Annotated in this window: 23 protein-coding genes; 10 read left to right on the top strand and 13 right to left on the bottom strand. The window is 70.7% G+C overall.

Annotated elements, in window-relative coordinates:
- Positions 1-14: 14 nt before the first annotated feature.
- Positions 15-1055 carry an AraC family transcriptional regulator ligand-binding domain-containing protein gene (locus tag ACA511_RS14545; protein WP_375024817.1) on the top strand — a complete coding sequence of 347 codons (1041 nt, stop codon included), beginning with the start codon at positions 15-17 and terminating at the stop codon, positions 1053-1055.
- Between the two features lie 65 nt (positions 1056-1120).
- On the opposite strand, the gene ACA511_RS14550 is transcribed toward ACA511_RS14545, so the two are convergent.
- From ACA511_RS14550 to ACA511_RS14580, 7 genes are all read right to left on the bottom strand, one after another.
- On the bottom strand, positions 1121-2095 hold the full coding sequence (locus ACA511_RS14550) for an alpha/beta hydrolase (protein ID WP_375024818.1): 975 nt from the start codon (positions 2093-2095) through the stop codon (positions 1121-1123).
- 219 nt (positions 2096-2314) lie between these two features.
- Positions 2315-4324 carry an APC family permease gene (locus ACA511_RS14555; RefSeq protein WP_375024819.1) on the bottom strand — a complete coding sequence of 670 codons (2010 nt, stop codon included), beginning with the start codon at positions 4322-4324 and terminating at the stop codon, positions 2315-2317.
- Positions 4321-4770: a hypothetical protein gene (locus tag ACA511_RS14560; RefSeq protein WP_375024820.1), complete on the bottom strand. Its 450-nt coding sequence runs from the start codon at positions 4768-4770 to the stop codon at positions 4321-4323. Before ACA511_RS14560 ends, ACA511_RS14555 begins: the two co-directional genes overlap by 4 nt.
- Positions 4767-5264, bottom strand: coding sequence for a hypothetical protein (locus ACA511_RS14565; RefSeq protein WP_375024821.1), 498 nt, complete (start codon positions 5262-5264; stop codon positions 4767-4769). The genes ACA511_RS14560 and ACA511_RS14565 overlap by 4 nt, the downstream gene beginning before the upstream one ends.
- Position 5265: 1 nt before the next feature.
- The gene (locus ACA511_RS14570; protein WP_375024822.1) at positions 5266-5880 is read right to left on the bottom strand and encodes a hypothetical protein; all 615 of its coding nucleotides are present in this window, start codon (positions 5878-5880) and stop codon (positions 5266-5268) included.
- Positions 5881-6057: 177 nt separating this feature from the next.
- Complete coding sequence (locus ACA511_RS14575) at positions 6058-6852, bottom strand: GNAT family N-acetyltransferase (RefSeq protein ID WP_375024823.1); 795 nt, start codon at positions 6850-6852, stop codon at positions 6058-6060.
- A gap of 150 nt (positions 6853-7002) precedes the next feature.
- Complete coding sequence (locus ACA511_RS14580) at positions 7003-7566, bottom strand: TetR/AcrR family transcriptional regulator (RefSeq protein ID WP_375024824.1); 564 nt, start codon at positions 7564-7566, stop codon at positions 7003-7005.
- Between the two features lie 88 nt (positions 7567-7654).
- Here ACA511_RS14580 and ACA511_RS14585 point away from each other — a divergent pair, with 88 nt between their 5' ends.
- From ACA511_RS14585 to ACA511_RS14600, 4 genes are all read left to right on the top strand, one after another.
- Entirely contained in the window at positions 7655-8041 is a 387-nt protein-coding gene (locus ACA511_RS14585; RefSeq protein WP_375024825.1) for a nuclear transport factor 2 family protein, read from the top strand.
- A 148-nt stretch (positions 8042-8189) separates the two neighbouring features.
- Entirely contained in the window at positions 8190-8441 is a 252-nt protein-coding gene (locus ACA511_RS14590) for a hypothetical protein (RefSeq protein WP_375025586.1), read from the top strand.
- Positions 8442-8835: 394 nt separating this feature from the next.
- The gene (locus ACA511_RS14595) at positions 8836-9018 is read left to right on the top strand and encodes a hypothetical protein (RefSeq protein ID WP_375024826.1); all 183 of its coding nucleotides are present in this window, start codon (positions 8836-8838) and stop codon (positions 9016-9018) included.
- Positions 9019-9098: 80 nt separating this feature from the next.
- The gene (locus ACA511_RS14600) at positions 9099-9344 is read left to right on the top strand and encodes a helix-turn-helix transcriptional regulator (protein WP_375025587.1); all 246 of its coding nucleotides are present in this window, start codon (positions 9099-9101) and stop codon (positions 9342-9344) included.
- On the opposite strand, the gene ACA511_RS14605 is transcribed toward ACA511_RS14600, so the two are convergent.
- Both ACA511_RS14605 and ACA511_RS14610 read right to left on the bottom strand, forming a co-directional pair.
- Complete coding sequence (locus ACA511_RS14605) at positions 9332-10063, bottom strand: hypothetical protein (protein WP_375024827.1); 732 nt, start codon at positions 10061-10063, stop codon at positions 9332-9334. The two genes, ACA511_RS14600 and ACA511_RS14605, sit on opposite strands and share 13 nt — an antisense overlap.
- Positions 10064-10152: 89 nt before the next feature.
- Positions 10153-10536 (bottom strand): DUF5997 family protein, encoded by a 384-nt coding sequence (locus ACA511_RS14610; RefSeq protein WP_375024828.1) that lies wholly within the window; start codon positions 10534-10536, stop codon positions 10153-10155.
- Between the two features lie 55 nt (positions 10537-10591).
- Here ACA511_RS14610 and ACA511_RS14615 point away from each other — a divergent pair, with 55 nt between their 5' ends.
- The gene (locus tag ACA511_RS14615) at positions 10592-11278 is read left to right on the top strand and encodes a LysR family substrate-binding domain-containing protein (RefSeq protein WP_375024829.1); all 687 of its coding nucleotides are present in this window, start codon (positions 10592-10594) and stop codon (positions 11276-11278) included.
- 39 nt (positions 11279-11317) lie between these two features.
- On the opposite strand, the gene ACA511_RS14620 is transcribed toward ACA511_RS14615, so the two are convergent.
- On the bottom strand, positions 11318-13378 hold the full coding sequence (locus ACA511_RS14620) for a SpoIIE family protein phosphatase (protein ID WP_375024830.1): 2061 nt from the start codon (positions 13376-13378) through the stop codon (positions 11318-11320).
- A gap of 521 nt (positions 13379-13899) precedes the next feature.
- The gene (locus ACA511_RS14625) at positions 13900-15480 is read right to left on the bottom strand and encodes a carboxylesterase/lipase family protein (RefSeq protein ID WP_375024831.1); all 1581 of its coding nucleotides are present in this window, start codon (positions 15478-15480) and stop codon (positions 13900-13902) included.
- Between the two features lie 136 nt (positions 15481-15616).
- Here ACA511_RS14625 and ACA511_RS14630 point away from each other — a divergent pair, with 136 nt between their 5' ends.
- The 4 genes from ACA511_RS14630 (at position 15617) to ACA511_RS14645 (ending at position 18568) form a co-directional block, all read left to right on the top strand.
- Positions 15617-16198, top strand: a complete 582-nt coding sequence (locus ACA511_RS14630; protein ID WP_375024832.1) for a TetR/AcrR family transcriptional regulator — start codon at positions 15617-15619, stop codon at positions 16196-16198.
- 243 nt (positions 16199-16441) lie between these two features.
- Positions 16442-16831 carry a YkvA family protein gene (locus ACA511_RS14635; protein WP_375024833.1) on the top strand — a complete coding sequence of 130 codons (390 nt, stop codon included), beginning with the start codon at positions 16442-16444 and terminating at the stop codon, positions 16829-16831.
- Between the two features lie 114 nt (positions 16832-16945).
- Positions 16946-17293 (top strand): hypothetical protein, encoded by a 348-nt coding sequence (locus tag ACA511_RS14640; protein WP_375024834.1) that lies wholly within the window; start codon positions 16946-16948, stop codon positions 17291-17293.
- Positions 17294-17455: 162 nt separating this feature from the next.
- Entirely contained in the window at positions 17456-18568 is a 1113-nt protein-coding gene (locus ACA511_RS14645; protein ID WP_375024835.1) for a polysaccharide pyruvyl transferase family protein, read from the top strand.
- 161 nt (positions 18569-18729) lie between these two features.
- Here ACA511_RS14645 and ACA511_RS14650 read toward each other — a convergent pair whose 3' ends face one another.
- Complete coding sequence (locus ACA511_RS14650) at positions 18730-19656, bottom strand: zinc-binding dehydrogenase (protein WP_375024836.1); 927 nt, start codon at positions 19654-19656, stop codon at positions 18730-18732.
- Positions 19657-19875: 219 nt separating this feature from the next.
- Positions 19876-21042 carry an alpha/beta hydrolase gene (locus tag ACA511_RS14655; RefSeq protein WP_375024837.1) on the bottom strand — a complete coding sequence of 389 codons (1167 nt, stop codon included), beginning with the start codon at positions 21040-21042 and terminating at the stop codon, positions 19876-19878.
- Positions 21043-21106 lie beyond the last annotated feature (64 nt).

Consider the following 21106-nt stretch of genomic DNA (forward strand, 5'->3'; position numbering starts at 1 on the left):
CACCGGACCTTCGGGTGAGTACCGCGCACCTGTGCGGGGCTCACCGGACCGTGCCCATCGAACTCGTCCACCACGCGATCAGGTTGGGCGCCGAAATCGGCCGGGACATCCCCGCGATGCTCGAGGCCGCACGGGTTCCCGAGTGCCTGCTGGGACGGGATCGGTCCCGGGTGACCGAGGACCAGGTCATTCGCATGGTGCGGGAACTCTGGCGAAGATCGGGCGACGAGATGTTCGGCCTGTCGCCCGTCCCCCTGGCCAGAGGGAGTTTCCGGCTTCTGTGCTACAGCCTGATCTACGCACCGGACCTTCACGCAGCCGCGAACCGGCTGGAATCCCTCCAGGAGGCGCTGCCCGCGCTACCGGTGATCCGGCTCCTGGCCGACGGCCCGTACGCGGAGGTCCAGGTCGAGGTTCCTGACAGGTACGACCCGTCGGGCGTCGCGTCCCCGATGGCCCTCGCGGTCGTCCACCGAGTCGCGAGCTGGCTGATCGGGCGTCCGATCCCGCTGGTCGAGGTCACGTTGCCGGGCACGCGGAGGATGAGCGCCGAGATCAACCGGGTGGTCTTCGGCGTCGACGTCTGCTTCAACGTGGATCCGCCGAAGTTCAGGTTCCCGCGCGAGCTGCTGAAAGCGCCGATCGTACGGACGCCCGCCGAGGTCGACGAGTTCGTGGCGACCTCCCCCGCCGGCCTGATACGTCGGCCCGGCCTGTCGGTCGGCACCGGCGAACAGGTCCGCCGGATCATCGCCGACGGCCTGCGCACCCGGCGACGGGTCGGCTCCGACGAGATCGCCCGGCGGCTGGCGTTCAGTCCTCAGACGCTCCGGCGCAAGCTCGCAGGCGAGGGCACCTGCATCCGGCGGCTGCGCGAGGACCTGCTGCGCGATACGGCGATCGCGAGCCTCGTCGACGAGGCCGAGACGGTGGCGGAGCTCGCCGAACGCCTCGGCTTCTCCGAGCAGAGCTCCTTCACCCGGGCTTTCCGACGCTGGACCGGCAGCAGCCCCCATGCCTACCGCCGCCGCACGCCGACGGAGCTGCGGTCCTGAACACCCCCGGAACCGGGGATGCGACAGCAGCGGACGGGCCGGCCGACGTCCCCGACAGGCTCCGCTCATCGGTAGAAACCCCAAGTGCGCAGCAGATCGACGAACGCTCGGTCCCACACACCGAAGGTGTGCACCCCGCAGCCGGGACGCCGCTCCGTCAGGTCCACGCCGGCACCGCGCAGCCTCTTCGCATAGGCAGTCGTCTGAAGACGAACAGCGGACTCGAGGACGATGTCGACAGGAAGCGTTGGGGTTCGCCGGTCCTGGCTGCACGGCACGCCGTTGCCCGATGACAGGTACACGCGGGTCCTCTTCAACCTGCGCACGAGGTCGGCCGGGTTCGTCGCCTTCGCGTAGGCACCGTTGACCGGTCCCCATATGTCTGTGCTGGTCGCGATGCCGGTTCCGCCGTTGACCAGCACCATGAGCGGCAGGCCGAACATCATGTCGAGCCCCCGGGTGTTGGGCATGGCGGGAGAGAGCGCCGCGACCGATCCGAAGTAGCCAGGCCGAAAAGACGCGTAGCGCAACGCTCCTTGAGCACCCATGGAGATCCCCGCGATCGCGTGCCAACGACGCTCGGGACGGATCCGGAACCGACGCTCGATCAGTGGGAGCAGGTGGTCGAGGTGGTAGCTGGCCCACTGAGGGCCGGTCATGCCACCGCCGGCCCGCCAGTCCGAGTACATCCCGTACAACCCACCGTCCGGCATGACGATGACCGCCTGGGTGTCGAGAAGGTATTTCTTCACATACCCGAGGAAGTCGTCGTACTCGCCGGCCATGCCGTGCAGCAGCCAGAGAACCGGATAGGACTTCGCGCGATGCCGGTCGTAACCGGCAGGGAGAACGACGTTGACCTTGAGGTTGCGGGGCGCGTCACTGATGGCGCCGCCCTGTGAGCCCGTGTCGACCAGCTTGCTTGGAACATCGAGCGTCACCAGGCGCCGCCCTGGCACGGGGCCTTCCGTCGCACTCGCCGACACGCCCGGCGACGCCGAGCAGGCGACCGCGGCAACGCAGGCGAGCAAGGTCTTCATCAGTCTCATGCCAGACAAAACTAACGATCACGCGACCCGTCGAGAAGGACCCATCTGCTCAACTGATTTGCCTGAATCGCTCGCCGGCTCGCGCCCCTCCCCTGACGGGCCACGAGCCGGCAGGCCCGTCCTGGCAGCGCCCGCCGCACCGTCGCGGGACGCCTGTGAGCCACAGCGCCGATCAGCGCGACCCGAAGCCGGTGGTCGTCAAGCGCAGGGTCAGGACCCCTGGTTGTGCCGGACGGTGGGTTCGGTGTGCTCGGGACGCCGGGCGAGCGCCTCGGCGGAGCCGAGGCGCCAGGGGACGCTGGTGACCATGACGCCCGGCCGGAAGAACAGCCGTGCCGTGAGCCGCAGCGCGCTCTGGTTGTGCAGGAGTTGCTCCCACCAGTGGCCGACGACGTATTCGGGGATGAACACGCAGACCACGTCGCGGGGGCTCCTGCGGCGGATCCGGCCGACGTAGTCGAGGACGGGCCCGGTGATGTCCCGGTACGGGGAGTCCAGGACGGTCAGCGGCACGGGAACGCCGTAGCGGGCCCACTCCTCTTCGAGCTTCTCGGTCTCCCCCGCCGACGTGCGGACGGTCACCGCGGCGAGGGTGAACGGACGGGTCGCGCGGGCGAAGGCGAGGGCGCGCAGGGTGGGGGTGTGCAGCTTGGAGACCAGCACGACCGCGTGCACGCGGCTCGGCAGCGAGACGGCCTCCTCGGACGGCGCCAGCTCGACGGCGACCCGCTCATAGTGGCCGTGGATGGCCTTCATCGTCATGAAGACGAGGGGCATCGCGATGACGACGATCCAGGCGCCGTGGGTGAACTTGGTGACCAGGACGACGACCAGCACCGCCGCGGTGAGGAACGCGCCGACCGCGTTGATCAGGCGGGCGCGGTGCAGCCGGGCGCGGTGCCGCCGGACGGTCCGCGGCGCGGTTTCGCCGACCGGCACGGTTTCGCCGACCGGCGCGGACTCCTGCCTGAGGAGCGCCGTCCAGTGCCGCACCATGCCGGTCTGGCTGAGGGTGAAGGAGACGAAGACACCGATGATGTAGAGCTGGATGAGGCGGGTGGTGCTGGCGTCGAACGCCCAGATCAAACCGCTGGCGAGGACGGCGAGGATCACGATGCCGTTGCTGAAGACCAGCCGGTCGCCGCGGCGGGAGAACTGCTTGGGCAGGAAACCGTCCTGGCCGAGGATGGAGGCGAGGATCGGGAAGCCGTTGTAGGCGGTGTTGGCCGCCAGCACCAGGATCGCGGCCGTGAACCCGGCGACAAGGTAGAACAGCAGGGACCCGGAGCCGGAGACCGCCGCGGCGATCTGGATGATCACCGTCTTCTGCTCGTAGCCGGCGGGCGCGCCGGCCAGCAGCCGGGGGTCGCCCGCGATCCGCACGTGCGAGGCCAGGGCGAGCCCGGTGATCCCGGCGAAGATCGTGATGGTCAGCGCACCCATGATCGTCAGGGTGGCGGCGGCGTTCGCGCTCTTGGGCGGCTTGAAGTTGGGGACGCCGTTGCTGACCGCCTCGACCCCGGTGAGCGCCGTGCATCCCTGGGAGAACGCGCGCAGGAGCAGCGCGACCGCCAGCAGGCCGGTCGTGCCGTGCGAGGACTCGATGCCGAAGTGCGCGGACTCGGCCTGCGGCGTGTCACCGGCCGCCACCCGCCCGACGCCCCACAGGATCAAGATGCCCACCGCGGCGACGAACCCGTAGGTCGGGATCGCGAAGACCGTCCCGGCCTCCCTGACCCCGCGCAGGTTCATGACCGCCAGCAGCACGACCAGGCCGACGCAGACCTGCACCGAGTACGGCGCCATGGCCGGCATCGCCGACGCGAGGTTGGCGACCCCGGCGGCCACCGACACCGCCACGGTCAGCACGTAGTCGACCAGCAGGGCGCTGGCGGCGACCAGCGCGGCGTTGACGCCCAGGTTCTCCCGGCTGACGACGTAGGCACCGCCGCCGTTGGGATAGCCGTAGCAGGTCTGCCGGTAGGACAGCACGACGACGGTCAGCAGCAGGATGACCGCGGCGGCGATCCACGGCATGAGATGGATCAGCGCCACCCCGCCCAGGCTGAGCGCGAGGAGGATCTCCTCAGTGGCGTAGGCGTTGGACGACAGGGGGTCGCTGCAGAACACCGGCAGCGCGAACTTCTTGGGCAGCAGCGTCTGGCCGAGTTGCCCGCTGCGTAGCGGCCGGCCGAGCAGGAACCGCTTCGGAAGGCTCATCCCGCGTCGGCGGACCGACGCGTCCCCGCCCTGCGTAGCTCGAGCACCGCGAAACCGAGCAGCACCACAACGGCCGCGCCTTCCAGGGCGAGCGCCAGCACGATGCCGGACCGGTAGCCGTACTCATGGAACCCGAACAGGCTGGCCTGCTCGCTGATCAGCAGCCCGATGATCGTGCCCAGCACGAAACCGGCCGCCCCCAGCGCCACCAGCGCGAGCGGCGCACGGCCGAACACGGGCACCGACCGGACACCGGGCAGCGACCGCAGCGGGCTCGCCAGGACGAGCCCCAGCACCACCGCCCCGACGAAGTTGAGGCCGAACAGCGGGCCGATGACCGGGATGACCCGGTAATGGTTGGCCAGGTACTCGTACAGATGGACGGCGCCGATGCCGAACAGCAGCAGCACGCCCAGGTAGCGCAGCACATGGCGCAAGGCGATCACCCGCCCAGGCCCAGGGAGCCGCCGCTCACTCCGCTCTCGACCTGCTGGCCCTGGGGTGAGACGGCGTACCATTCGGCGCCGAACTGGGTGAGCGCCTGGCCTCGGACGTCACCGCGTCCGGTATCGGCTTGGTAGTAGTACAGCGGATGGCCCGCGTAGACGAGCTGGCGAGGCCCCTCGGAGCGGGCGATCGTGGTGATCTGGGACCGCTGGGCGGCGCCGCCCGCCGCGGGCGGGCCCTGGGAGGTCGCCGGTGGCCAGATGGCGGCGCAGGCCCCGCTGCAACTCGACTGGTTCGGCAGGTCGGCGACGAACAAGTAGAGGGTGCGGCCCCTCCCGTCCACCAGGATCTGCCCGAGCGACGGCACCCGCTCCGTGCGGATCTCCGCCCGGCCGGGGTGCAGCGAGTTCGTCGCCATCGCGCAGCCGGCGACCACCGTCACCGCGACGGCGACAAGCGCGCCGCGGAGCGCGGCCGTCCACCGACGGCGCATGTCAGTAGCCGCCGCCCTTCGGCACGGTCTTGTTGCCGGACGCCGACAGCACGTACCACTTGGCGCCGAACTGGTTCAGGCCCTCACCCTTCGCGCTGCCGGGAGTGGTGCCGTCCGGCGCGTAGTAGTAGACGGGATGCCCGGCATAGGTGACCTGCATCGAGCCATCGGGTCGTTTGGTCTCGCCCAGTTTCGCCGCGTTCGCCCCCGGACCGGCCTGCGGCTTCGCCGATGTGGCGACCGGCGGCCACACCGCCGCGCACGACCCAGTGCAGGACGACATGCCGCCCTTGTCCTTCTCGAACAGGTAGACCGTCCGGCCTTGGCCGTCGGTCAGGACCGGCCCCAGGTTCCCCACGGTCGCCGTCTTGATCATGCCGCCGGTGCCGGCCGGGGAAGACCCGGACGGCGCCCCGTACGCAGGAGAGGACGTGGACGCCGCCCGAGTGCCCGGCGACTTGTCCGCCGCTCCGCCGCCGCACCCGGCGACCGCCAGCATGGCCGCCGCCGCGACGACCGGCACCCCTGTGATCACCGATGTCCGCCGCCGGCGCCGCACCTCCTGCGGAACCCGGACGGCCGCTCGGACCAGATCGGCCAACTGCGCCTCGAGCATTCGCAACCCCCTTCGAAACACCAACCGGTGAGCCGATATCCCATGCCCCGCCGCCACATACCCGTCCGAGCGACCCGCGAACTGCCAGATCCCAGCCGTGACCTGCTCTTTTCCCAACTTCAAGACCCGCTCAGGCTGACGGGGACGCAGGTACCGACACCGTCATGTCCCGAACAGCTAAGTCAAGGATTCTCCAGAGGGCGTGTCGGCTGTGCGCTGAAGCCTGACTTGGCGTTCGGTGTCGGTGAATCCGAGTGACCGGTAGATCCTGATCGCCTCGGCAGCCGGATCTGCGACGATCACGAGTGTGCGGGCTCCATTGGCCATGGCCTCCACTCCGGCGAGGTGGACGAGCGACGAGGCCAGGCCGCGTCGTCGGAAGGCGGGATGCGTCTCGACGTGCTGGTAGCGGGCGAGTCCCCGGCCGTCGAGGACGACACCCAGGCCGGCGCGCATCTCACCGTCCACGAACGCGCCGAACCAGGTGGTGTCGCCCGCCTCGCACAACCGTCGATCCTCGGCGAGTTTCGCCATCCGGAACGCGGTGTGCTCCTCCGACGGCGGCGACTCATCGCACGCGTGCCGCAGTCGGGCTGCCTGCTCCCAGTCGCCTTCGGTCAGCGCGCGCAGGTCGGCTTGTGCCGGCCTTGCGGGGGCTTGAAGAGAGGAGGCCGTGAGGACCGTGTCGGTCTCGACGCTGATCCCGAGCCGCGCCCACCTTGCGTGCCGGCCCGCCTCACCCTCGGTCCCATCCACCCCGATTGCCAGGTGGGACGCCTCCGGAAACTCCGCCGCGAACAGGGCAGGAGCCTCCGCAAGCGCGTCGGGCGCGACGAGCACGAAGTTGCCCCACCAGAAGGACGGGTTGGCGGGCGTCCGGACCACCTGGTGAGACGGGCGGTCCTGGATGACCGAGCCGGCCAGCCGGCGAAGCAACAGATCAGTGCGAAAAGCGAGAGATCGGACCTTCACCCGGCGATCCTAAGACCGGTTCTGGTCCTTGAGATTTCGTCCCCTCCGCAACCGCGTCAACAGCACCGCTCCATGCCCTGACACCGTCTCACTGCACGGTCTGTTTCCGCCGTCCGGTTGCACCCCATGGACGCTTCCCGGCTGCGCGGGTCACGGGGCGATGACGCATGCGGCCAGTTCGCGCGCGACGGCTCCGTGGTCGGCGCCGGGGCGGGTCGCCCCGGCGGCGAGGATGCCGTCGATGAGGAGCAAGAGCTGGTCGGCGCCGCGTTCGGGCCGTGGGTGCCCGAGCGCGACCAGTTCGCGCTCCAGGAGGTCGTGCACGTGCCGCCGGTAGTCGCGGGTGATCTCGTGCGCGGGGTGGTCAGGGTCGGTCAGGGCGAGGTCGGCGGCCAGGTAGCGACAGCCGTGGAACCCGGGCGTCGCAGTGATCTCACCGAGCCAGTCGAACACGGCCAGCAGACGCTCGCGCGGGTTGTCGCCGGCGGCGTCCATGGTGCGCCGGTAGGCGGCGGCGTCGTCGGCGGCGGCGGATCTGAGGACTTCGACGATCAGGCCGTCCTTGCCGCCGAAGTGCTCGTACAGCGATCGTCTGGCCACGTTCGCCGCCTTGAGCAGCGCGTCCACGCCGATGTTCACGCCCTGGCTGTAGATCAGCTGGTGAGCGGCTTCCAGTAGTCGCTCTCGCGGGCCCGGTTGTGTGCGAACGCTCATGAAGGCCAGGCTCCCATCGATTGACAAGTAGATCAACCGGTCGATATACAAGTGTAGACCGATCGATCTATCTACATCTGGAGGGGTTATGTCTTTCCGTTCCACCGCCGAGGTCATCGACCGCTTCAACCGCGCCTTCGTCGAAGGCGACCGCGACCTGCTCACAGACCTGGTCGCCGAGGACTGCGTGATGGAGTCCGTCCAGCCGGCCCCCACCGGGGAGCGCGTCACAGGCCGCCGGGCCTGCCTGGACTGGTGGAGCGCGCTCGTGGACGACAGCACCAGCCAGTTCGAGCCGCAGGAGGTCGTCGTCGCGGGAGAACGGGCGACGATCCGCTGGAACTACCGCTACGGCCCCGGTCCCGCGGACTGGGTCAGCGGAGTGAACCTCATGCACGTGCGCGACGGCCAGATCATCGAGGCTCTCGGCTACAGCAAGACCGCCGGCGAAGTCCCGCTGGCCACCGACGGCTGAAGGCCGGGATCCCCTCAAGCGCAGCTACCACGTCAACAGCGGGGCCGGGATCGCCGGTCTGTCGATCAAGGATCATCCCGACCTCCGGCCCGGTCCCGGACAGACGCTCGTCGCGGTGCGCGCCGCGTCCCTCGGCTACCGCGAGCTGATGATCCTGCGCGGCGACTACGTGCTCCCGGTGAAACCCGATGTGGTGCCGGTCTCCGATGGGGCCGGCGAGGTCGTCGCGGTCGGCCCCGGGCGTCCGTACTGCGAAAGTCGGCGATCGGGTCACGGCCACCCTGTTCCCGAGCCGGCAGGACGGCCCCTTCGGCCTCCAGCACCTGCCGCAGCTGGGCGGCTCCCTACCGTGCGGAGTTCCGGGGCCAGGTGGATGCGGCGGCCGGGACGTCCGAGATAGGTCCAGCCCTGTCCGCGGTCGACGTAGAAGTCGAGGTCAGCTGAGACCGTCCTGAGCACCGGGGCGCGGCAGGCGTCTAGCCGATGGCCGGAACCGCCGTCCAGCTGCGGCCGCCGGGCTTGGCGACCAGTCCGCGTTCGCGGAGACCAGGGTCGGGGCCGCGCCGGCGTTCGTACGGCCTCCTCCCGGGATCGAAACCGGCGTCCACAGCTTGCGGCCGGTCTTCACGTCCCATGTCTCGAGGCGATCCTCCAGTGGCCGCCCGTTCGTTCCGAAGACCCGTCCGGCCGCGTATCCCTCCGCGGACAGCTCTCGGGGACGTACAACCTCACGCTCGTCCTCGAAGGCACGGCGGGCGCTTCCTGGAACCGCCAGGAGGCCGAGTACCGGCCCTTTGACGGGCGTCGGAGCGCTGCTGGCCGGGTTCCTCACCGGCCTGAGCGCCGACACCGCCGGCTACCGGGCCGGCGACGGCCCCCGGCTCGGCGCCGTCCTGGCCGACCTCGCCTCAGCCCTGTTCGCCCACACTCTCGACGCCGACCGCGGCCTCTCCCCCGAGCGCACCGCCGGACTCTGACGCTGAGCATCCGCGCCTTCATCAACCGGAATCTGCAGAACCCGAACCTGACTCCGCAAACCGCGGCTGCCGCGCACCAAATCTCCACCAGTCACCTCTACCGCCTATTCCAAAACGAGGACGTCACCGTCGGGGCGCTGATCCGCCGCCAGCGCCTGGAACGCGCCCGCCAGGACTTGGCCGACCCGGCGCAGCGCGAGATTCCCGTTCGCGACCTCGCCGCCCGCTGGGGATTCACCCACCATTCGGCCTTCACCCGGGCCTTTCGCAACGCCTACGGCACCTCGCCCAGCGACTACCGCGAGGCGATGCGTCAGCCGAGGTAGCGACCGCCGGTGAGCGCGGAATGGGTCTCGTCCAGCAGCATGAGCATTTCTTCTCGGGACTCGGCGAGAAACGTCCGCTCCACCGCGGTGAGGGCGCGTCCGTCCGTCAGCCAGGCGATGACGTCGCGGTAGCTCGCGGTCTCCTTTTCCCAGAAAGGGTTTCCCAGTTCGGGTCTGGACGTCCGCCACGTCACCCCCGTCGTGACGAACTCGTGCAGATTGCGGATCGCGCCGGTCGAGTCGAGCCGTCCCCACCGGCCGAGGAACGGCACGAGATCGATGCCGGTGAGCCCCAGGCTGCACAGCACCGCGCCGATGTCGGGCCAGGCGTCTTCGTCGTCGACCTTGGTCTCCCACCACCGGGTCAGGAAGGCCCTGACGGCGGCGCGCTCGGGATCGGGCCACTCCGTCCACCCGCCGCTGCCGAGTTTGCTGAACACGATCTCCGGATCGGGCCAATCGAACTCGTTCTCCGCGGCGAGTTCGAGCAGCCGAGGAAGGAAGTACCGGAACTCCGGGACGCCGCCCCACAGGATGAGCGCCTCCGTCGCGTACCGCCGGAGGACGTCCGCGCTGAGGCCCCGCACCGGCCCGTCGAGCAGCGGCCGGTCTTCGTCGGGGTCCACGCAATGCGCGCAGCCTTCCACTTTCAGCGGCCGCGGAACCCGTCCGAACACCTCGTAGAGCCTTTCGATCTCCCCGCTCATGCGCTCGGCCACGGTTGGGAGTCTAAAACGCTATGACGCAAATCATGCGCGGAGCGTACGGCGGAACGGCTCCGGCGCGGGCGGTCGGGGAATGACGTGAGTCAGGTCTTGGCGCGCTGCTGCTTGAGGCGGAGTTCCTCCCTGCGGACTTCGGCCTGGACGGCTTGCTCGCGTTCCAGCCAGTCGGGCCTTTCGGCCTTCAGGTCCTCGATCTCGGCCGTGGTGAGGGGGCCCGTGATGTCGGCGCGGGCCAGACCTGAGATGGAGATGCGGAGCCTGGCGGCGACGACCTGGCGGGGGTGGGGGCCCTCACGGCGCAGGTCCGCCAGCCATGAGGGCGGGTCGGCTTGGAGCGCGTTCAGTTCGTCCCGGGAGACGGGACCTTCCTGGAACTCGGCGGGTGCTGCCGACAGCAGGATGCCCAGCTTCTTGGCCGCGGTCGCGGACTTCATGGTCTGCGAGGTCTTTGCTCTGGACGTGCCCATGCCCTCAAGGGTAGCCAGCGGAAGGGAACTGCCTGGACGTGACTAGGGTGGCGGAGTGACAGATGGTGAGTTCCGGCTGGCCTACGTGCCGGGGGTGACGCCCGGGAAGTGGGCCGGGGTCTGGGCCGAGCGGGTCCGCGAGGTGCCGCTTCGCCTCCTGCAGATGCCGGCGGCCGAGGTCGTCCCCCTGCTGCGGAGCGGTGGCGTGGACGCGACGTTCGTACGCCTGCCCGTCGACCGCGAGGCCCTCCACGTGATCCCGCTGTACCGGGAGACGACCGTGGTCGTGGTGCCGAAGGATCACGCGTTGGCCGCAGTGGAGGAGGTGGAACTCGCCGATCTCGCCGACGAGGACGTGTTCGAGCCGCTCGACGACGTCTTGACCTGGGAGGACCGCCCCGGGCAGCCTGCCTTCACCCGTCCTGAGAGCACCGCCGGCGCGATCGAGCTGGTGGCGTCGGGAGCCGGCGTCCTGCTGCTTCCGCAGTCTCTGGCCCGCCTGCACCACCGCAAAGACCTCACCTACCGAACCGTGACCGACGCTCCTCAGTCCCAGATCGGCCTGGCCTGGCTCGAGGCCGAGACGACCGACCTCATGGAGGAGCTGATCGGCATCGTCCGCGGCCGGACACCCAACAGCTCCCGTGGCCGCAATACCCAGCCGCAGCCCACCCGCAAGAAGCCACCGCAACAACAGCGCCCCGCCCCCAGGCACCGCCGCCAGAAGCGCCGCCGGAAGTGACGAGAGTCGCGCTCGCCGACGCCACCCCGCCGTCCGACGTCAGCTCGGCGGCGGGGTGGCGGCTGGGATTGTCGGCGTAGCGGCGTCGGGGATTCGGACGGCGATCACGGCGATGTCGTCCGTCCCGGTGGTGGGCAGGTCGTCCAGGAGGGCGTCGCACAGCCGCTCCAGGGGCAGGTGTGCGAGCGTGGAGACCTGGCGGCGAAGCCGGTCCAGGCCCCGGTCCAGGTGCTCGCCGGGATGCTCGACGAGGCCGTCGGTGTACAGCAGCAGGGTGGAGCCGGGCGGGAGCGGTTCGGTCGCGCTGTGGTAGGCATCGAAAGGCAAGCCGAGTAGGGGGTTGGCCGCCTCTTCGAGGAAGCGGCCGTCGCCGTCGGCGGTGATCAGGAGCGGCGGCGGGTGCCCGGCCACGGCGTAGTTGAACTGCCATCGGCCGGGTTCGGGTTCCTCGACGCGGGCCAGTACGCAGGTGGCCGTCGCCTCGGGCGCCACCGTTTCCATGGCGCTGTTCAGGCGGCGCAGGATCTCGCCGGGCGGGGCGAGGCGGTCGGCGGTCAGCACTCGCAGCATGTTGCGGAGCTGGCTCATCTCGACGGCGGCGGCCAGGTCGTGGCCCGCCACGTCGCCGATGGCCACCACGGTCGCGCCGTCGGGCAAGACGAACGAGTCGTACCAGTCGCCTCCCACTTCGGCCGCCGCGGGGCTGGCCAGGTAGCGGGCGACGATCTTCAGGTCGTCGAGGTCGGGAGGGTCGGCGAGCAGGCCGTGCTGCAGGGCCAGGGCGACCTCCTGCGTCCGGTGGAACCGGACGGCGCCGCTCAGCGCGTCGTGGGTGTGCTCGAAGATCTGCCGCATGAGGGCGACCTCCTCGGGGCTCATCGGGTCGCGGTCGCCGCGCCTTGCGGCGGTGACCGCCGCCGCCACGGCGCCGTCGACGACCACCGGCATCAGCACGACGCTGGTGGCGCCGGACTCGGCCAGCCAGGCGGCAGTGCCCGCGGGCAGCAGGTCGGCCGGCGGCCTGCCCGGCGGGAAGGTGCGCTGCAGCGGGCGGCGCCGCTTCAGCGCGCGGGCGAACCCGCTGTCGGGAGCGAACCGCTCCTCACCGGTGGACGGCTGCCATCCCAGGCCCCCGCTCGCGGCGGTGGCGACGCGCCGCACGGTGATCGGAGCGCCCGCGGGACGGTCGCCGAGATCGGGGATCAGGTGCACGCCGCACCCGTCGGCGAGCGCGGGGACCAGCACCCCGACGAGGGCGACGAACATCTCGGTCAGTTCGGTCTGCTCGGCCCCGGCCGCGGCGGCCCGGGCGAGCAGATCGCGGCGCTCCCGCTCCCGCCACTGCCGCTCCACGTCGAAGCAGGTGCCGATCCATTCGGCCACGACGCCGTCCTCGACCACCGGCGCGGACCGCACCTCGAAGTGCCGGTACTCGCCGTCGCGTGTGCGGACCCGGTAGACGTGGTGCCACGGGCGGACCTCCCGGCGCGTCCGGTCCCACGACCGCGACGTGGGTTCGCGGTCATCGGGGTGCAGCGCCTGCATCCAGCCGTCGCCGACGAACTCCTCCCGGCTCTGCCCGGTGATCCGCCCCCAGCCGCCGCTCGACTCGATCACCTTGCCGGCCGCATCCGTCACCCACACGACCTGCGCGTTGATCCACACCAGGCTCTCGAACCGGCGCCGCAACCGCTTCTGCTCCTCCGTCGCCCGGTCCGCCCGCCGGACCGCGGCGACCTGCTCGGTGACGTCGACCGCGACCACCAGCACCCCGGGCCGCTCGTGGGTGAACCGCGAGAGGCTGAAGGAGAAGTACCGCTCCTCGGCGGCAGCCGGCTTCACCGGCGCCTCGACCACGGTCGCCGGCTCACCGGTGGCCAGCACGCGATCGAACAGCTCGCCGTAGTCCTGCTGCGCCGCGACACCGAACGCCTCCCCGATCGGCTCGCCGAGCGGACGGTCGCCGACGAACGCCCGGTAGGCGAGATTGGTGTACACGAGACGGTGGTCCGGCCCGATCGTCAACGCGACCGCGACCGGCGCCGGATCGAAGGCCTCCAGCGCAAGCCACCCCATGCCCTGTGCGCCCGCACCGCCCATCCCCCAGTCCCCCAAGTCCCCCGGTCATCCGGGCCCCACCGATCCCGCGCACCCATGGTCCCTATACCTCACCCGATCGCGGCACAACGATGCACGTCTCAGCCAACAAGGTGGTCGCCACCGGCCACCGAGCCCTCCGCCTGCCGCGATCCGCGTTGCTGGGGCACTGCCGACGTTGCCGGCGATCCATCTGGCCGCCCTCGCAACCGCAGTCCACACCGCCGCACCACGGGGCCGCAAAAGGTGAAGCGTTCCATTGTTCCCGACGGGAATACGCGTATACGGGCCTGCGTAGGGGACGCCCAAGTTGCACCCGGCCGGCGACTGCCCTCGAACCGCACTGCGCGTCCTGAGCGCTGCCCCCACCGGTAGGGACGCGGCCTGCCGGATTGGAGCGGACTGGGTTGCCGGTTCCGCTGCCCTCGGTGTCCTCGACGCGTTGGTAGGCCACCCCTGTTGTCGGCTATCCGCGTCGTGGGAGGCCGACCCGTGAGGGCCTGCCTCCCATCACAGCGAGATGCTCAGTGCTTCGCGGCGCTCCAGAATCGGTAGGAGTGTTCGTTGACGAAGTCGGCGCGCTTCCAGGCCCCGCGGGTCAGGGACTGGACGTGCCAGCCGGCCTGGCCGCGCCGGTCGCTCAGCCGGGGCCAGGCGGCCTCGCCGCCGCCGCTGGGGTCTCCGGTGGCGGCGAAGCGGACCCAGGCTCCGATCATCCGGTCGCCGAGGGCGGCCTGCTCATCGGTCAGCTTCTCGAACAGGGACAGGTCGAACATGTACGTCAGTTCGGCCATGTGCTGGGACGCGGCGGGGAAGCTCGGCTTGGGGGAGCCCGTGTACCAGGGGGTGTCCTGCTCGGCGAACTCGTACATCCGGGTCGGGGTCCAGCGGGACAGCGCGCGGGCGGTGTCCAGGACCGGCGCCGACCAGGTCGCGTCGGTCCTCACCTTCGCCAGCGTCCGTCCGGCGGACGGGCCGAGCGGGTAGCGCTTCAGCACGGCGTCGGCCTTCGCGCGGAACTGCTCCCGGACGGCCGGCTCGTACGCCTCGGCGGCCATGGGCTTCCCGGTCGCCAGTTCCTGGCCGAGGATCATGCCGTTCTCCTCGTCGTGGTTGACGCCGACGAGGACGGGCACCCGGTTGAACCGGCCCGTGCGGAGGGCCTCGTCGACCGGGAGCGGCAGCGCCGGCGTGCCGCTGACCGGGCGCGGCTCCCGGGTCGACCCGTACTTCTCCAGCAGATCGTCGATGTCGGTCCTGCGCAGGCAGGACGCCACGTCGGCGGCGGTGTCGCAGCCCAGCTCGCGGATCACCGTCTCGCTGTCGGCGATCGCCTCCGCCCGGGTGCGGGAGGCGTTGCCCGGCGTACTGCACGGCGCGCTCTGCGCGATCGCCCGCTGGAACAGGCCCGCCGACGCCGGCGAGGCGAGGTGCCCGCAGACGCTGAAGCCGCTGCCCGACTGGCCCATGATCGTCACATTGCGCGGGTCGCCGCCGAACGCCCCGATGTTCTGGCGCACCCAGCGCAGCGCGGCGCGCTGGTCGTCCAGCGCCAGGCTGCCCGACTCCTTCAGGGACGGGTGGGTCAGGAAGCTGGTGACGCCCAGCCGGTAGTTCATCGACACCACGACGGCGCCGCCCGCGGCGAGCCGGTTGGGTCCGTACAGGTCGCCCATCCCGAACATCATGCTGCCGCCGTGGATCCACACGATCACCGGCAGCCTCCCGCGCTCGCCGGCCGGCGCGGTCACGTTGACGCTGAGGCAGTCCTCGTCGGTGCTGGGCTTGCCGATCGGGTACCCGGGCGGCTGGGCGCACACCTTGCCGGGCTCGGTCGCGTCCCGCACACCCTTCCACGCGGGCGCCGGGCGCGGAGCGGCGAAGCGGGCCGCCGTGGCGTACGGGATGCCCTGGAAGGTCCGGAGGCCGTCGGCGGCGGTACCCCGGACCACGCCCTTGTCGGTGCGGACGGTGACGCCGGCCTTGACGGCGGCCACCGAATCGGCGGTCGAGGCGGGGACGGCCTGGGACGCCAGCAGCGCCGCCGCTCCCACCGCCACCGCTCCGCCCGCGGTCCCCGTGGCCCATCTCATCTTCTTGCGCATGCTCGGTGCTCACCCTTCGTTCCACGGTCTCCAGGAAGATGCACGGCACGGACCGTGCACTTCTGATGGCGCTCATCGTGCCGAGACCCTCCGGGCTTTGTCAACACGGCACGTGCCGTTCAGTAGAGTGACGGCCATGACTGATCAGCGAGCCGCCCGCGCCGCCGACCGAACCGAGACGATCATGAGGACCGCGCTCGACCTGGCCCGCGAGGCCGGCTACGCGAAGCTCAGCATCGAGGCCGTCGCGGCCCGGGCCGGCGTCAGCAAACACACCATCTACCGCCGCTGGCCCTCCAGGGGCCTGCTGTTCCTGGACGCGGTGCTCAGCCTCAACAACGCGGGCCTGGACCACCCCGACACCGGCGACATCGTCGCCGACCTGCGCGAGGTGATGACCACGGCCGCCGACCTCCTCGGCCGTCCTCCGTGGGGCCCCCTGTACCGGGACCTCATCGGCGAGGCCCAGCACGATCCCCAGGTCGCCGACGCGCTCAACCAGCGCTTCATCCAGCCCCAGACCGCGGACACCCTGGCCCGCCTCAACACCGCCAAAGACCAGGGACAGATCGCGCCCGACTTCGACCTGGACCTGGCCATGGAGATCCTCTCCGGCCCTCTGTACTTCCGCTTGCTGATCACCGGGGAACCCGTGACGCACGCCTACATCGAACGAGTCCTCCACGCCGTCTTCACCGGGATGACCCCCAGGCCATAACACCCGCCAGGGGAATGGCGCGCACACCGAGGCCCGTCACCCGCCCGACCACCACCGCCGCTGGCCACTGGCAGGACCACGCGCGGGTCACGGGATTCCTGCGAAGGTGACCGGCAATCGGGTTCCCAGTTCGGCTCGACGCAACGCTCGACGGTTGGATGCGGCTTGACCTTTGCAACCCCGAAAGCCGAGTAAAACCGTCTGGGGCGGCAATACCGGAAGACACTCCCCCCGGAGGTGCGCATGGTCTGGCTCGGGCTTGTCTTCGTCATTGCAGGCACCGTGCCTGCACTCACGATGGACGGCGACCTCGGCGGTGCTGACGCCACAATGGTGGGAGCCGTCGTCATGGCCGTCGGCGCGGTGCTGTTGGTCGCGGGCATCCTACGGCTGCGGAAACGCCGTCGCGTCGGGCCGCCCGGGACGGCCGTGCAGTCCTACTACCGGACTTCCACCGGCAAGATCGCCGCGATGGTGATCGCCGTGATCTACATCGTCTCTCCGATCGACCTGATCCCGGACGTCTTCCTGCCGATCGGGATCGTCGACGACGCCACCGCTCTCACGTGGTTGCTCTTCGCGCTCGGCCAGGAGTACACACGGCGGTCTCGATCAGCGCGCGAAAGCCGCTGACGACGCGGGAGAATCGTTGCCTGGGCTGCTCGATGCCGGCAAGGCCAGCCTAGTTCGCCCGTGCCGTCCACCGAAGGGTGAGGCTTCGGTCGCTGAGTGAGGCAGGCTTTCCACGTGAACCGCCGATACGACTATGTGGGGCCTGCTGAGATCCGCGATGACGTCCGCCCTGACAATGGCGGACGGCCGATCACCTCACTCGATGACCTGGCTGCCTGGCTGAACGGGCAGCGGCAGGCCGAGCGCGAGGATCCTTTCACGTTCGTCATCGACGTCGACGAGACTCTCCGTGTCGCCCCGCAACGCAGCGAACATGTCGCCTGCGCGGGAGGCGGCCCGGTCCTGAGTGCCGGTGAGATCCTGCGGCCGTCCGCGGACAGGCCGCTGCCGCGAACCCTGAGCCCCTTCCGGGTGGGCTTCGACGCCCGGCCCCGCGCCGGACGAGGAGGCGATGAAGGATGACCGGGCACACCCGTCCCCCGGCGGCGGTGACCGGGGCGTCCAGCGGGTGCCTACGGGCGCGTAGTCGGCCTCCGCCGGGCAGGGGCGGGAGCCCTGGCCGCTCCCTTTACCCTGGACCGATCGGGTGACATGTGGGGGCATGTCCACGTTCCCTGGAGAGACATGTTCTACCTTGTCGGCACGACGGGCTTCCCGAACTACGGGGACGAACTCATCGCGGCCATGTGGTTGCGTCATCTGGCGGAGACGGCGCCGGAGACGGAGGTCTGGCTGGACTGCCCGAGCCCGGGATCGGCGCAGGTGCTGCTGGGCGGTATCCATCCCAAGAGCCGGTTCACCGACACGTTCTGGCGGCTGTGCTGGGAGGCGCCGGGGGACGAGCCGTGGGAGGTCGCGCGCTGGGTTCGCCAGGCGATGCACAACCCGTCGATGGCGTGCCGGTGGGCGGCCGGTATCGAACTCGCCGCGCAGGCGCAGGTGGTGCACATCATCGGCGGCGGCTACATCAATCGCGTTTGGCCCAAGCACTACGGCCTGCCCGCCGCCGCCGTGGCGGCGGTGCAGAGGTCCGGTGGACGGGCGGTGATGACCGGGCAGGGGCTGTGGCCGGTGGCCGACCACACGACGGCGTTGGTGCGCGACCTGGCCGCGCACTTCGAACTGGTCGACGTGCGTGACGAGCCGTCCGCGCGCCTGGTCGGGGACGTGACGGCGGTGAGCCACACCGGCGACGACATGTTCTTCGGTATCGGCCCGCACCTGTACCGGCGGCCCGAGGAGCCGCTCCGCGAGGTGATGCTGTGCCTCCAGTCCGATCTGCTGGACGTGCCGCGTCCCGCCCTCGCGTCGTTCGTGGCCGGGACGCTGCGCGCCTGGGACGTGACCCCTGACCGGCTCGGAATCGTGGAGGGCATCCCGGGCGCGGACCGGTCGGTCTTCGACCTCATCGAGCCCGAGCTGCCCGGTGCGCGGTTCTACCCCTTCGCGGGCGTGTGGAGGCACGGCCTTCCGGCCGGCCCCGGCCAGGTCTGGATCTCCACGCGGTTCCACATGCACCTGCTGGCCGCTGCGGCGGGAGCGGACGGTGTGGCGGTGGCGGTCAACGCCGACTACTACTCGACCAAGCACCGGTCGCTGATCGAACGGGGCAGCGGCTGGACCCTCGCGGACGACCTGCAAGCGGTGGAACGTCCCAGCCGAGGCGGGTTCGGGGCGCCGGTGCTGCGGTCCCTGCGGGAGGCCAAGGCCGCAGTGGCAGCGAAGATCTACTCGTGAGCGGCGCGCAGCATTACGACGTATCGGGGATCGCTCATTCTGAGCTCAGGCCGATACTCCGTAGTTGAGCGTGGCCCACGGTCAGGGTCGTGCTGCGCGCCGCACCTGAGTAGGCCGGCCGCAACAGCACAACCCGCCCGTCGCTTATTTGCCTGGGCCCGTCAGATGAGCAGCAGGGTCTTCCCTACGGCGGTGCGATTCTCGATCGCGGCGTGCGCGTCGGCGGCGCGTTCCAACGGGAAGGTCTGCCCGATGACCGGCCGGACGAGCCCGGAGGCGGCCTGGGCCATCATCTGCTCCGCCCACCGCACCACGTTCGGCCCGAAGTCGAAGAGCTGCTCGATGCCGATCACGTCCACCCCTTTGGACCGCGCCTCCGCGGAGTCGACGAGCGTGACGTCACCGCTGGAGGCTCCGTGCACCGAGAACCGGCCGCCGCGGGCCGTCACCTCGAATGCTGCGCGCCCTATCTGTCCGCCGACGCCGTCGAACACCACGTCCGGCCCCGCGCCGCCGGTCGCTTCGAGCACCCGCTTGGTCCAGCCCGGTTCGGAGTAGTCGACCGCGGCGTCGGCGCCCAGTTCCCGGATCAGGTCGAGCTTGCGCGCTCCGCGGGCGGCTCCGACGACCCGGGCGCCCGCCGCACGGGCGAGCTGCACCAGCAGGCTGCCGACGCCGCCGGCGGCCGCTTCGACCAGCACCCAGTCACCGGGTCCGATCCCGGCTCTCTCGGTCAGGCCCTGCGCGGTGCTGCCGTCGCTGTGCAGGGCGATGGCATCCGGCAGGCCCAGACCGTCCGGCACCGGGAACAGATCCCCGACCTCGGCTGCGGCACGCTCGGCGAACCCGCCGGTCTCCCCGGTGCCGGCGATGACGCGGCGCCCGAGCCAGGCCGGATCCACCCCCGCCCCGACCGAGCTCACACGACCGGCCACCAGACCGCCGGGCACGTACGGCAACGGCGGTCTGGCATGCCACTTGTCGACGCCGCGCCGGATCTGCGTCTCGACGAACGTCATGCCCGCGACCGCCACGTCGACCACGACCTGGCCCGCTCCGGCCACCGGATCCGGCGCCTCACCTGGCACCAGCACATCCGGACCCCCGAACCGCGTTGCCTGGACCACCCGCACACCGACCACCCCTCACCCGTTCACTTACAAGGACTTCGAGCATGCGCCCTCAACCGAACTTGAGGTCAAGGCGCCAGCCCGACCAGCGGCAACCCGCACCCGTCACTGAATCCGCGGACAGCCGTCATCGCCGAGGACGACCACGGCCCTCCGCTCCCGGACGCGTCCCGGCCGTCAGGCAGAGGTCCGGTTCTGGGATCTCACCCGGGCCGTGAAAGCCTCGATGGCGTCGACGAGCGCCTCGAAGCGGAACGAGTGGTACAGGTCGAAGGCGTGGTTCCCGCCGCGCAGTTCGGCGTAGACGACGGGGGCGGACGAGGTCTCGCGCAGCCGCTCGGCGAAGTGCCGGGCGTCGGCCACGGGCACCAGCGGGTCCAGGTCGCCGTGGGCCACGAAGAACGGCGGTGCGTCCGCGGTGATGCGGGCCAGCGGCGACGACTCGGGCCCCTGGCCGAAGTAGGGCCCGTACCAGCCGTTCAGGTAGACGGCGCCCGTCACGGAGGTGTCGGCGTCCTCGAAGCCCGGCTGGAAGGCGGGGTCGTTGGGGGTGAGCGCGGCCAGCGCCGCCATGTGCCCGCCCGCCGAGCTTCCCGCGACGAACAGCGTCGACGGGTCGGCGCCGTACTCGTGGGCGTGCTCGCGCACCCAGGCGATGATCTTCTTGAGGTCGATCAGGTGGTCGGGGTGCTGGAACTCGGGGCGCAGCCGGTAGTTGGCGCTGACGCACACCCACCCTTGCGAGGCGAGGTGGTAGAGCAGGGCAAGCGACTGGCTGTTCTTGTGGCCGCTGTCGTAGTGGCCGCCGTGCAGGTGGATCATGACGGGCGCGCCTTGCGGGCGGGAGCGGTGGTGGTAGAGGTCGAGCAGGTTGCGGCGGCCGGCGTCGCCGTAGGCGAGGTTGGCCGCGCGCCGGACGTCCATCCGGCGCTTGAGGATCGGCAGGAACAGGATGCGGGCCACCGGCGGCCGGCGCCGCAGTCCGCCGGCGAGGTCGGCGTCGAGGGCGGCGCGCCATCCGGCGCCCAGCCCCTCGTCCATGGCGTGTTCGATCCTCTTCCGGTCCCCGAGTCCGCGACGGGCGATGACGGCGAGCCCGGGAGTGGTGGCGGCGGCCAGGCCGACGACCGCCCAGCCGCCCGCCGAGTCGATGTCGCCCTGGGCGAACGCCAGCGCCGTCGGGAGCAGCAGCAGCCAGAAGAACGCCGCGAACGGCAGTTCGTTGGCCGCCAGGCCGAGGAAGTAGCTGGGACGGCCGAGCGGGCGCGAGAACGGCACCGGCCGCAGCGCGAACAGCGTCCCCAGCGCGGTGAGCACCACAGGGAACAGATAACCGACGGGCACCGGACCTCCAGAACAGGGCAGGCTTCTGCACTGCCTTCGAGCGCGCCCACATCTGGGACGATAT

Source organism: Actinomadura sp. GTD37 (assembly GCF_041951365.1).
Lineage (GTDB): Bacteria > Actinomycetota > Actinomycetes > Streptosporangiales > Streptosporangiaceae > Spirillospora.